This window comes from Rheinheimera nanhaiensis E407-8, from assembly GCF_000296695.1.
Classification (GTDB): domain Bacteria; phylum Pseudomonadota; class Gammaproteobacteria; order Enterobacterales; family Alteromonadaceae; genus Alishewanella; species Alishewanella nanhaiensis.
In genome coordinates, this window is sequence record NZ_BAFK01000027.1 from 1 (window position 1) to 11389 (window position 11389).

The window sequence follows — 11389 nt, forward strand, 5'->3', positions numbered from 1 at the left end:
TGCAGCCGGTGGTAAGCCAGCAGGCCGGGCTTAACACCTGGCTGCGGCTGTTAAGTCAGTGGCAGCAAGATGAGCAGTTACAGCAGTTAGCCGTCTGCTTTGCGCCGGCCATACAGCTAAAAGCTACCGAGCTTAACTGCACCGAGCAGCCAGACAGCCGTATTCAGTGCAACTATCAGGCGCTGTCCTCTACCGTGGCGGCCGGCGGTTTTAGTCAGCTGCTGGTGCTCGCTGGGCGCGGTGCTGCCAGTTATAACAATGGCATTTTACAGCTACCGGATAATGCCAGCCTGGCTTTATTGCGGCATGAGTTTATGCATGTATTGGGCTTTATTGATGAATACCGGCTAGCGGACGATACCGCCGCTGAGGTTTGTCACAGTGCAAAACTGTACCCTAATATCTTATTTGCCGCGCAGCAGGCAGCCTATTTACAGCACTGGCAGCTAGACGCCGGGCAAATTGCGCTAACACCTGTCGAGAGCTGCGCGGCAAGCAACCTGCAGGCGTATCGGGTGGTAGAGACAGCGAATGTCATGCGCTCGTACGAGCTGGGGTTGCCAGCGCTTTATTTGACACTGGCGCAGCGTATTCTCAACAAGCCAGAGGCCATTATGCCGGTGCAGTATTATTTTGCGTATCTGGCGCGCCAGCAACAAAACTGGCCGGCCTGGCAGCAATTTATGCAACAGGCTGCTGCGCTGGGGTATGATGAGGCGCAGCAGGCACTTGCACCTTAGCCATATGCGCGGGGGCTTAGCCGTGTTCTCCAAGCTCTGCCAGCTCACGGCTTAACAGGCTGGCATCGCCTAAATTCAGCTCCAGTAAGCGGCGCAGGTGTGACACACTTTCAATGTCAATCTTCTCGCAGTGCAGGCCCACCACAGAGGCTGACTGATGGGCAACACTCACCTCCATTTGCAGCTCCAGCGGAAAATCATTAAGTGCAATACGCAGGGTTATGCGCTTGGGTAAGCGGGCAGGCCAGTCGTCAGGCTTTTGAATAAGCGCCCCTTTAAGTGATAAATCCAGCACCTGGGTACTACAGCTGTGGCTGCCAATATCCAGATGGGCCTTACCTGTAAAATTTACCCGGCTAAAACGTCTGTTTTCCATGCAACCCCCGGCTAATGTTGTAACAAGCATAGCGGTTTTTTGCCGGAAAAACAGTTAGTAAAAGCGGGAAAATCAGCACGCTCGGCGGGCGACAGCAGAAAAAAACGCGCCTGAGGGCGCGTTCTGTTGCTTTACGGCTTTAGCAAGCCGATGTCTTCACCGGCAGCCTGGCGATCGGCGTGGTAGCTGGAACGCACGAACGGCCCGCTGGCAACGTGTTTAAAGCCAAGCTCATAGGCAATGCGTTTAATTTCGTCAAATTCAGCCGGCGGCATATAGCGTTTTACCGGTAAGTGGTGCTTACTCGGCTGCAGGTACTGGCCGACGGTGAGCATATCAACGTCATGCTCACGCAGGTCTTTTAATACTTCGATCAGCTCTTCGGTGGTTTCACCTAAGCCAACCATTAAGCCTGATTTAGTGGCCACAGTAGGATGGGCCGCCTTATAGCGTTTTAACAGCTGTAATGACCATTTATAGTCGGCACCCGGCCTTGCCAGTTTATACAGCCGTGGTGCGGTTTCCAGGTTGTGGTTAAACACATCCGGTGGTGTTTGAGTCAGAATATCCAGCGCGGTGTCCATGCGGCCACGGAAATCCGGTACTAACACCTCAATTTTAATCTCAGGGTTGTGCTGGCGAATTTCAGTAATACAGTCGGCAAAATGCTGGGCGCCGCCATCGCGTAAATCGTCACGGTCAACTGAGGTGATTACCACATATTTCAGCTTCATATCGCGAATGGTTAACGCCAGTTTTTGCGGCTCTTCGGCGCTTGGCGGCAATGGCCGGCCATGGGCCACATCACAAAACGGGCAGCGGCGGGTACAAATGGCGCCCAAAATCATAAAGGTGGCGGTGCCGTGGTTAAAGCATTCGGTCAGGTTAGGGCAGGCAGCCTCTTCACATACTGAATGTAAGCCATGTTTGCGCAGCGCACCTTTGATCTGGTCAATGCGCTCTGAGCTTTTCGGCAGTTTAATTTTGAGCCACTCGGGTTTGCGTAGCATCTGCTCGGGTTCTGTTGGCAGTACCTTTACCGGAATTAACGCCATTTTTTCGGCGTCGCGCAGTTTAACGCCGGGCTCCATACGTGCAGTTTTAGTCATTTTGCCAGTCTAACCCTGTTTTAGCATGCAGTGTGGTAATGTTCAGCGCCTGCTGAAAACACTGCACTATTCGTTGTTTGGCCTGGGCAATACTTTGCGGGCCACCGATATCTTTACATTGGATCATTCGCATGCCGGCGTAACCGCAAGGGTTAATACGCGAGAATGGTGTTAAATCCATAGCGACATTAAGTGCCAGACCATGAAAGGTGCAGCCTTTGCGCACTCTAAGCCCCAGAGACGCGATTTTTGCTTCATCAACATAAACGCCGGGGGCATCGGCCTTGGCGTAGGCATTTATGCCGTAAGGCTGAAACAGCTGCACCAGAACCTGCTCAATTAAGGTAACCAGTGCCCGCACACCCAGGTTGCGCCGTTTTAAGTCCAGTAGCACATAGACCACCAACTGGCCGGGGCCGTGATAAGTGACCTGGCCGCCCCGGTCGACTTTCACCACCGGAATCTCGCCGGGAAACAGCAGATGCTCTTCTTTGCCGGCCTGGCCCTGGGTAAACACGCTGTGATGCTCCAGCAGCCACAGCTCATCTGCTGTTGCGCCAGTGCGTGTATCGGTAAACTGCTGCATCGCCTGCCACACTGTGGTGTAGTCTTGGATGCCCAGATCCCGGATCACCAGCTGGTTGCACATCGCTGCTAACTGCTGCGCGTCGGCCTGTTGTAAATCGCTGTGCATTATACCGCCTTATACACGCAATACGAGTAGCGCCATCGGAGGTATTACCTCAAAGGACGTAACGTACCAGTTCAATTTTGCCAAGCTCTGTGTACAGTAGCTCAATATGCTGCTTGCTGGTTACAGTGACGCTAACAGAAACAGAGTGATAGGTGCCTTTGGTACTGGGGCGTACAGTGGGGCTGTAATCACCGGCATCGGTATGCTGGCGCACTACGGCCATCACCTGATCAACCAAAGCTTCATCAGCCAGGCCCAGCACTTTAAAGCTGAACTGGCAGGGAAACTCCAGATATTCGTCAAATTTGGTGTTTTTTACTTCATGCGCCATTTTGTTCTCACTCTTACACTGCAGGCCGGGCCTGCAAAACTGGGCTAATTGTAACAAAAAGTCCCGGACAATGCCGGGACCTGATGCACAAAAATGCGGCCTGTTAGTTAAACTGCATTTTTATATAGTCAATCATCCGGCTGAAGAAGCCGCCCTCGGCCACATCTTCCAGCGCAACCAGCGGGTAGGTGGCAATATCTTCACCCTGTAGCTTCAGGTAAACCGTGCCCACTGGCTGGCCTTTGGATATGGGGGCAATCAGCTGCTGATCCAAGGTAAAGTCGGCTTGTAAATCTTTACGCTGGCCACGCGGAATGGTAATTTGTACTGGTTGTAAAATACCCAACCGGATGTTTTCTTTATCGCCCTGCCAAATACGTTGTTCGGCAAACTGTTCACCGGCCTGATAGGGGCTGAAGGTTTCAAAAAAGCGAAAGCCGTAAGTCAGCAGTTTTTTGTTTTCTGCTGCGCGCGCCTGCTCGCTGTTTGCCCCCATCACCACTGAGATAAGCCGCATGCCGTCACGGGCCGCCGAGGTAATTAAGCTGTAACCTGCTTCGCTGGTGTGGCCGGTTTTAATGCCGTCGACTTCCAGGCTGCGATCCCACAACAGGGAGTTACGGTTGTACTGCTTAATATTGTTGTAGGTGAATTCTTTTTCAGCATACAGTGCGTATTCTTCCGGCACGTCACGAATAAGCGCGGCCGATAAAATGGCCATATCACGCGGTGTGGAATAGTTTTCTGCACTGGGCAGGCCGTGGCTGTTACCAAAACGGCTATTGGTCATGCCCAGGCGCTGAGCGTGGGCGTTCATTAAATCCACAAAGGCGCTTTCACTGCCGGCGATATGCTCTGCCAGTGCGACACAGGCATCATTGCCTGACTGAATAATGACGCCTTTATTCAAGTCTGCTACCGACACCTGGGTGCCGACCTCGATAAACATCAGTGAGGAGCCGGGGAAGTTCTTCGCCCAGGCATTTTTGCTGATGGTCACCATATCTTCGTTACGGATATTGCCGTTTTTCAGCTCGGTGCCAATGACGTAGCTGGTCATCATCTTGGTTAAACTGGCCGGGGCTAACGACATATCGGCATTGTTTTCGGCCAACACTTTACCGGTGTCATAATCCATCAGGATATGGCCTTTAGCGGCGACTTCCGGTGGCTGGGGGATCACGTTTTGTGCCAGCGCGGGCAGGCTGGCACTGGCCACAGAAACGGCGGCGACGGCAAATATCTGGTAGTAACTATTCATGAGACCTGTTCTTATTCATCGTTATAATGATGTCAGCTGCACTGACGGCTATCAAAAAAATATGCATCCGGGAAAGGCCCGGCTTTTAACTGTTGCAGCCACTGTTGTGCCTGCTGCTTACTGGCGGTAGGACCAACAAGTAAGCGAAAAATTCCACTGCCCGGCTGTATTTCACTGGGTAAGGCCTGCTCTTTGGCTAAGCGCTGCTGCAGTTGGCTAAGCCGGTTACTGTCACTGCTGGCCAGCACCTGAATAAAGCAGCTGTTATTGCCAGGTAGCGTGGTGTTGGCATACATAGCGGGCGATTGTAACAGTTCGAGCTGAACTCTGGCTGTACCTTGCTTTAACATGCCAATTTTATGCGCTGCTGAGTAAGATAAATCAATCACCCTGTCGCGGTGAAACGGACCGCGGTCATTCACCCGCACTATGGCCGACAGGTTATTATCCAGGTTAGTCACCCGCACATAAGATGGCAGCGGCAGGGTTTTATGCGCGGCGGTCATGGCAAACATGTTGTAGGTTTCGCCATTGGAGGTCAGATGGCCATGAAACTTATTGCCATACCAGGACGCCATGCCAATCTCGGTATGGCTGGTGCTGTTAACCAGCGGCGAATAGTGCTGGCCAAACAGGGTATAGGGCTTGTTGCCGCCGCGGCTTAATGGCTCGGCTTTGGGCTTTGGGTCAACCATTTCCAGCATGGTCGGCAGACGCGATGGAATACTGTCTTTATCCTGTTGGTAGCGGCCGGCATTAGGCACTGGTTCAGCTGTGGTATTGGCAGGCGGCGGTGAGCTGCTGCAGGCGGCAAGTACAACACTAAGTGATGCGATAATAAATGCGTATTTCATCAGGGCGTTGCCAACATACGTTTATGAGTACCAATCGACATAATAATACCAAAGGCTGCCATCAGCGTAACCATAGAGGTACCGCCGTAACTTATTAGCGGTAGCGGTACGCCAACCACCGGTAATAACCCGGACACCATGCCGATGTTAACGAATACATAGACAAAAAAGGTCAGGGTAAAACTGCCGGCAACCAGTTTGCCATAGTTGTCCTGGGCGCGGCTGGCGATGATCATACAACGGCCGATGATAAACAGATAGAGGCCGAGCAAAATCAACACACCGGTTAAGCCCAGCTCTTCGCTGATTACCGAGAAAATAAAGTCGGTGTGGCGCTCGGGCAAAAACTCCAGCTGCGACTGGGTACCCTGTAAGTAGCCCTTACCGTCAAAGCCGCCAGAGCCGATGGCAATTTTTGATTGAATAATGTGATACCCCGAGCCCAGCGGATCGCTTTCCGGGTTTAAAAAGGTCAGCACCCGCTGGCGCTGATAATCACGCATTAAAAATAGCCATAAGACCGGTAAAAAGGCACCAATTAAGGTAGCAACCAGCGCAATAATGCGCCAGCTCATGCCGGATAAAAACAGTACAAAGACCCCGGCAGTGGCGATCAGAATAGAGGTACCCAAATCGGGCTGCTTGGCAATCAGCAAGGTGGGAATGGCACACATTAAAAAGCCCAACAACAAATGCCAAAGCCTGGGTGGCAAGCTATGTGAGGCGATAAACCAGGCCACGGCCATCGGTACTGCCAGTTTCATAATTTCTGATGGCTGAAATTTCATAAAGCCCAAATCCAGCCAGCGCTGGGCGCCTTTGCCAACATGGCCAACCAGCAGCACCGCCACCAGTAACCCTAAACCTGCCAGAAACAACGGCAGCGACCAGCGGCGGATGGTTTGCGGTTTAATTTGCGCCACTGCCACTAACACCGCCAGTGCTACGCCGAGACGGATAACCTGTGCTTTCATCATTAGCAGGTTTTGGCCGGACGCGCTGTACATAATAAACAGGCCAAAAGCCATTAATGCCAGCAGGCCTAACAGCAGTGGCCCATCCAGATGAAATGCCGCCAGACGACTATGGCGCGCATTAGCGCGAAACGGCTCATTCATGCTGATTTACCCCGGCTGAGAAGTAATAGTCCATCATCTGGCGGGCAATAGGGGCCGCGTTAGCACCACCGCCACCGGCATTTTCCAGTGCCACCACAATCAGAATACTGGGTTTGTCATACGGGGCGTAGCCAATATACATGGCATTATCGCGCAGCCGCTCGTCAATGGCATCGGCGTCGTATTTGGCATCCTGGGCAATCGCGGCCAGCTGCGCTGTACCGGTTTTGCCGGCAGAATTATAAGCCGCGCCCAAAAATGCCTTATGCGCAGTCCCACCTATGTCGGTTACGGTTTTGTGCATGGTGTCCATCACGACCTGCCAGTTACGCGGGTTCACCACTTCGATCACTTGCTTTAGCGGCGGCGCCAGCACATTGCTTTGGCTATCGTCGCTAAAGGCGGTCACCATATGAGGGGTGGCAAGTTTGCCTTCATTCAATAGCACTGAGGTGGCTACGGCCAGCTGGATGGGGGTGGTGGTCCAGTAACTTTGGCCGATACTCAGGGGCACGGTATCGCCCGGGTACCAGGGCTGGTTATGCCGCGCCCGCTTCCAGCCGCGTGATGGCATCACAGCGCTGCTTTCTTCATGGATATCAATGCCGGTTTTTTCGCCAAAACCCATTTTGCTCATGTAGTCGGAGATGCGATCGATGCCCAGCTTAATGCCCATTTCATAAAAATAAGTATCGCAGCTTTTAATCATCGCCGTGTAGACATCAACCCAACCATGGCCCCAGCGTAAGTGGTCACGAAAGCGGTGATCGCTGTTGGGTAACATAAAATAGCCGGGATCCCAGATTTTCGTTTGTGGTGTAACCGTGTTGGTTTCCAGCCCCAGCAACGCCAGATGCGGCTTAATAGTCGAGGCCGGCGGATAAGCGCCCTGGGTAACCCGGTTTATCAGCGGCCTGTCGCGCGAGTTAAGCAGCGCATTGTAGTTAGCTGAGCTGATGCCATGGACAAATAAATTGGGGTCGTAACTGGGGTTACTGTAAAACGCCAGCACAGCGCCGTCACGCGGGTCTATCGCCACTATAGCGCCGCGCTGCTGCTTTAGCACTTGCTGCGCTGTCAGCTGCAGACCAACATCAAGGCCTAAGTGAATATTCTGGCCCGACACCGCCGGCACCGAGCGCAACACACGGATGGTGCGGCCGCGGTTGTTAACCTCGACTTCCTGATAGCCCATGGTGCCGTGCAGCTCGCGCTGATAATAGCGCTCCAGGCCAATTTTGCCGATATCGCGGCTGGCGGCATAATTGGCGGCCTCACCGTCTTGCTCCAGCTGCTGCAGTTCGCGGCTGTTTATTTTGCCAATGTAACCGATAGCATGGGTAAATAAATCACCAAAAGGGTAGTGGCGGCTTAAGCGCGCCTCTACGGTAACACCGGGAAAACGGTGTTGGTTGGCGGCAATAATGGCCACTTCAGTGTCGGTCAGCTGTTCTTTTATCGCTATGCTGTTAAAGCGGCGCTGGGCACGTACCTGCTTTAAAAAGTTGTCGGTTTGTTCGGGGGTGAGTTCAATCAGCTGAGCCAGGGCGTCCAGGGTGGCACTCATGTCGCTCACTTGCTCTGGCACCAGCTCCAGCGAAAACACCGGCCGGTTCTCTGCCAGTAAAATACCGCTTCTGTCGTAAATTAAGCCGCGGTTCGGTGCCATTGGCACCACTTTAATACGGTTGCCCTCAGAGCGGGTCTGATAATCCTGGTATTTCACCACCTGCAACTGGTACATATTGAAAATGATGACAGAAAACAGCAGCACTACCACCAACATAGCCACTACCGCCCTTTGGTTAAACAGGCGGGATTCGGCAGCAAAATCCTGAATGGCGACGCGCTTTTTTAACATCGTTACTCGCGGTGGTACGGATGGTTAGTACAAATACTCCAGGCCCGGTATAAGCTCTCTGCCAATACCACCCGCACCAAAGGGTGGGGCAGTGTCAGGGCGGACAACGACCATTTTGCTTCACTGGCAGCAATGCAGGCGGGTGCCAGGCCTTCAGGCCCTCCCACCAATAAGCAGACATCGCGGCCATCGCGCTGCCAGTCTGTTAGTTTGGCGGCCAGCTGCGGGCTGCTCCAGTTGTCGCCGGTCACTTCCAGCGTGACAATTTTGCTGCCACGTGGCACCGCCGCCAGCATTTTTTCGCCTTCCTGCTCTAAAATGCGTTTAATGTCAGCATTTTTGCCGCGCTTGCCGGCAGCAATTTCAATCAGCTCCAGCGGCATATCACGCGGAAAGCGCCGGGCATACTCCTCATAACCGCTTTGCACCCAGGCGGGCATCTTACTGCCAACGGCAATCAGTGTTAACTTCATCGCGGCTTAGGCGCTCCAGAGCTTTTCCAACTGGTAAAAACTGCGGCTGTCTTCCAGCATCACATGCACGACCACATCGCCCAGATCCAGCAGTACCCACTCGCCTGAACTCTGGCCTTCAATACCCAGGGCTGCTATACCGGCTTTTTTTACTTCTGCCGCCACATAGTCCGCAATAGACTTGGTATGACGGTTAGACGTGCCGGAGCAGATAATCATAAATTCGGTTACGCTGGATTTGCCGCGTACATCTAAGGTCACGACATCGCGGCCTTTCATGTCATCAATTTTGTCCTGAATAAAACTTACCAGCTCGGTTGTTTGCACCCTGATTCCTCTGCGCTTGAAAAAAGCGGCATTTTACCACAGTTTAATGGCAGCGATAGCCGCTACCGATAGAGTTGTCGACTTTGAATATAGTTCAATACCGCCGGATCTAAAGCCGCCGCTGTGCCGCTGCTGTGCAGCTGCTGACGGATCTGGCTGGCGCTGATGTCATTAAGCGGATTGGGTAACAGCAAAATAGCCCCGGCCGGCTGCTGTTTAAGCGCGCTCAGGTTATCAACCGCATAGTGTTCAAGCAAAAAGGGGGCGTCGCCCTCTGTGGCCTGATAGCCGGGGCGTTGGCACACCAGCAAATGACAATGCTGCAAAATACCCTGCCAGTTTTTCCACTGTCGGAAGTAGCATAAGGAGTCCATGCCGATAATAAAGTAAAAACGGCTGGCGGGCTCGCGTGCCGTCAATAACTGAAGACTGTCGACGGTGTAAGACGGCGTGTCTTTATTAAGTTCAAGCGGCTCCAGTTGCAGCGCCTGGTGGCCCTGTATCGCCAGGCGTACCATGTCTGCGCGCGTTGGGCCATCTACACCGGGGCTGGCGCGGTGCGCCGGCAGATGACAGGGCATCAGCCGTACTTCGTCTAACTGACAATAGCGGCGGACAAAATCGGCACAGGCAATATGGCCCTGATGTACCGGGTCAAAGGTGCCGCCTAATATGCCTACTTCTTTTGTCATCATAGCTTTAGTCATCACAGACATGATGCAGCGAAAACGTTTTGGCGACCGGCTTAATCATAAAACTGACCAGATGTGCCAGCGCAACATCGGTATCTGGCAGCTGGCCGGCCTTATATAAGCGGTCAAAGGCGGCCAGCTCTTGCAGTAAATAATCCAGATACGGCAGCGAAAACCGCGTCAGTGCTTGCAGGTACAGGCTTTGGCGTTTAGGCCAGATCGCCAGTTGTTTAAACTGCTCGCTCAGGTTGCCGCCGTGCTGCTGGGTGTGCAGCAGTTGGCGCAGTTGCGTCACTTCTTTATGCAGCTGCCAGACAATGATCACCGGCTCGGTGTCTTGCTGACACAGCCGCTGCAGCCGGTGTAGCGCTTCATCTAACTGCCCTTGCAGTATCGCATCCACTAACTGAAACACGGTAAAGCTGGAGTGATCGGCTAAAAACTGGCTTAACGCTGTGGCATCCAAAGGGGCTGGCAGCTGGCTTAGTGCCAGTTTTTCCAGCTCCTGGCGTGCGGCTAACAGGTTGCCGGCACAATGCTGTTGCAACAGGCTCAGCGCGTCGCCGGTAAGTGGCAGCTGCAGCGTACGGGCACGTTCACGCAGCCATTGTTGGCTTTGCCGCTCATCCAGCGGGTAAATGGGTACCTGCACTGCCTGGGCGGCCAGCTGTTTAAACCAGGCCAGTTTACTGACATCGCTGAAACTGCGCTCGCCATGAATAAGCAGAATAATATCGCAGTGCAGCTGCTGTGGCAGCGCTTTTAATTGCTCATTGGCTTCGCTGCTCAGCTTTTGCTGCACCAGCTCCAGCTCTATCAGGCGCCGCTCGGCAAACAGCGACATGGCACTAAGCTCACTGGCCAGCTGCTGCCAGTCGAACTGTGCATCGGCGGTCAGGCTGATGCGCTCGGCAAAACCCTGTGCTTTGGCGCCGGCACGAATGGCATCTATCGCTTCGAGTTTTTGCAGTGGCTCTTCGCCAAACAGCAGATAACAGCCTGCCAGCGGGCCCTGAACGTGTTGTGGCAGTTGGTTGGCGTAGAGTTTTTGCATCAACTGTTGCCAACGCCCATTACTGTAACCTGGACAGTTGGCGTAATATGCGGTTGGCCGCCTGTTGGCGTAATTCGCCCAGCAGCAGCTCCAGCTCTTTAGCTTTGGCCAGAGCCTGGTTAGGATCGTCCTGATAATCGCGGTACAGCTCAAACTGATAGGGCTGGGTGTCAGCGTTTGGCATGGTTAAGCGGTACTGCACTTTGTAAATCAGCTCATACTCGGCCACCTGGCCGTTGGGGAACAGTGACAGCGTGCGCCGTTCCAGCGAGTCTTTTACCAGCTCCAGCACCGGAGCGTCCTGTTGATAGCTGTCCAGCAAGGTCACTTTGTTGTAGCTAAACCGCGCTTTGACCAGCGCGGCTAACTCTGAGTGGCGCTCACTTTGTACATAAATGGCCGGAAAGTGGCTAAGCGGCAGGTCGCCGCGCAGGTGAAAGCCGCAGCTGCTAAGCAGCAGTGCGGCCAACACCATTAACAGGGTGGTAAGGCGGGCCAT

General features: G+C 53.5%; 14 protein-coding genes. 1 reads left to right on the plus strand and 13 read right to left on the minus strand.

The annotated features are described in order from the left end of the window. Window positions 1-740, plus strand: a 740-nt coding sequence (locus RNAN_RS19285) for a hypothetical protein (protein WP_040552391.1), incomplete at its 5' end; no start/stop codon positions are given. 16 nt (window positions 741-756) lie between these two features. On the opposite strand, the gene RNAN_RS16515 is transcribed toward RNAN_RS19285, so the two are convergent. From RNAN_RS16515 to RNAN_RS16575, 13 genes are all read right to left on the minus strand, one after another. Beyond that, complete coding sequence (locus RNAN_RS16515; protein ID WP_008223888.1) at window positions 757-1116, minus strand: PilZ domain-containing protein; 360 nt, start codon at window positions 1114-1116, stop codon at window positions 757-759. Window positions 1117-1247: 131 nt separating this feature from the next. Further along, entirely contained in the window at window positions 1248-2225 is a 978-nt protein-coding gene (gene lipA, locus RNAN_RS16520) for a lipoyl synthase (protein WP_040552392.1), read from the minus strand. Beyond that, window positions 2218-2919, minus strand: a complete 702-nt coding sequence (lipB, locus tag RNAN_RS16525) for a lipoyl(octanoyl) transferase LipB (RefSeq protein WP_008223890.1) — start codon at window positions 2917-2919, stop codon at window positions 2218-2220. The genes lipA and lipB overlap by 8 nt, the downstream gene beginning before the upstream one ends. A gap of 49 nt (window positions 2920-2968) precedes the next feature. Then, the gene (ybeD, locus tag RNAN_RS16530; protein WP_008223891.1) at window positions 2969-3250 is read right to left on the minus strand and encodes a DUF493 family protein YbeD; all 282 of its coding nucleotides are present in this window, start codon (window positions 3248-3250) and stop codon (window positions 2969-2971) included. Between the two features lie 103 nt (window positions 3251-3353). After that, window positions 3354-4511: a serine hydrolase gene (locus RNAN_RS16535; protein WP_008223892.1), complete on the minus strand. Its 1158-nt coding sequence runs from the start codon at window positions 4509-4511 to the stop codon at window positions 3354-3356. 32 nt (window positions 4512-4543) lie between these two features. Beyond that, window positions 4544-5365, minus strand: coding sequence for a septal ring lytic transglycosylase RlpA family protein (locus RNAN_RS16540; protein ID WP_008223893.1), 822 nt, complete (start codon window positions 5363-5365; stop codon window positions 4544-4546). After that, window positions 5365-6483, minus strand: coding sequence for a rod shape-determining protein RodA (gene rodA, locus RNAN_RS16545; protein ID WP_008223894.1), 1119 nt, complete (start codon window positions 6481-6483; stop codon window positions 5365-5367). The genes RNAN_RS16540 and rodA overlap by 1 nt, the downstream gene beginning before the upstream one ends. Beyond that, the gene (gene mrdA / locus RNAN_RS16550) at window positions 6476-8344 is read right to left on the minus strand and encodes a penicillin-binding protein 2 (RefSeq protein ID WP_008223896.1); all 1869 of its coding nucleotides are present in this window, start codon (window positions 8342-8344) and stop codon (window positions 6476-6478) included. Before mrdA ends, rodA begins: the two co-directional genes overlap by 8 nt. Window positions 8345-8346: 2 nt before the next feature. Further along, a complete protein-coding gene (gene rlmH / locus RNAN_RS16555) occupies window positions 8347-8817 on the minus strand; it encodes a 23S rRNA (pseudouridine(1915)-N(3))-methyltransferase RlmH (protein ID WP_008223898.1) in 471 nt (156 codons plus the stop codon). Window positions 8818-8823: 6 nt separating this feature from the next. Further along, window positions 8824-9144 carry a ribosome silencing factor gene (rsfS, locus tag RNAN_RS16560; protein WP_008223899.1) on the minus strand — a complete coding sequence of 107 codons (321 nt, stop codon included), beginning with the start codon at window positions 9142-9144 and terminating at the stop codon, window positions 8824-8826. Window positions 9145-9206: 62 nt separating this feature from the next. Then, window positions 9207-9839 (minus strand): nicotinate-nucleotide adenylyltransferase, encoded by a 633-nt coding sequence (gene nadD / locus RNAN_RS16565; RefSeq protein ID WP_148275772.1) that lies wholly within the window; start codon window positions 9837-9839, stop codon window positions 9207-9209. A gap of 4 nt (window positions 9840-9843) precedes the next feature. Then, on the minus strand, window positions 9844-10890 hold the full coding sequence (gene holA, locus RNAN_RS16570) for a DNA polymerase III subunit delta (protein WP_008223902.1): 1047 nt from the start codon (window positions 10888-10890) through the stop codon (window positions 9844-9846). Between the two features lie 19 nt (window positions 10891-10909). Then, window positions 10910-11389 carry an LPS-assembly lipoprotein LptE gene (locus RNAN_RS16575; RefSeq protein WP_008223905.1) on the minus strand — a complete coding sequence of 160 codons (480 nt, stop codon included), beginning with the start codon at window positions 11387-11389 and terminating at the stop codon, window positions 10910-10912.